Below are 606 nucleotides of genomic sequence, written 5' to 3'. Positions count from 1 at the left end.
CAAATGTTAGGAGAATTATATCCTGAAGGGGGTCAATCCAAATTTGGATCCACCTATTTAGATAAACAGGGTAAGCCCCAAAACTGTTACAACCTCCCTAAACGCGAATGCCTCATTTTAGTTTCTGGTTACAGCATGACATTACGTGCTAGGATTATAGACCGTTGGCAAGAATTAGAAAAGCAAGCAGCAATACCACAAATCGACTACTCAAGTCCTCAAGTTATGCTTGGTGTTTTAACGTATCTCAAAAATGAAAATGAACAAAAAGATAACATTATTGCAAATTTAAAACCAAAGGCAATGGCTCTTGAAAGCTTACAGCGTCATAATGGACTCTTCAGTCTTACAGAAGCCGCTAAAATACTCGAGATGCAACCAAAACAGTTCATTGTCTTCTTACAGAAAAAAGGTTGGGTTTACAGACGAGCAGCAGGTGGAAATTTGCTTCCTTATCAAGACAAAATCCAAAAGAAACTTATGGATTGTCCAACTATCACACTTCAAACCGCAAGTGGAATAGAAAAAGTCATTCCTTGCGCAAAAATCACAGCAAAAGGAATTGGTGTGCTGTCTCAAGAGCTTAAAAGACAAAGCATGCATTAA

1 protein-coding gene is annotated in these 606 nt (G+C 38.1%); it reads left to right on the top strand.

The window, feature by feature from the left end:
- A partial coding sequence (locus ACFIMI_RS09780) for a phage antirepressor KilAC domain-containing protein (RefSeq protein WP_375692544.1) occupies nucleotides 1-606 on the top strand: 606 nt, incomplete at its 5' end.

Origin of the sequence: Bartonella sp. AP4SXKL (assembly GCF_042195845.1) — a bacterium.
Taxonomy (GTDB): Bacteria; Pseudomonadota; Alphaproteobacteria; order Rhizobiales; family Rhizobiaceae; genus Bartonella.
The sequence above is the reverse complement of the archived record's forward strand: the minus strand, read 5'-3'. Positions and strand labels throughout refer to the sequence as shown.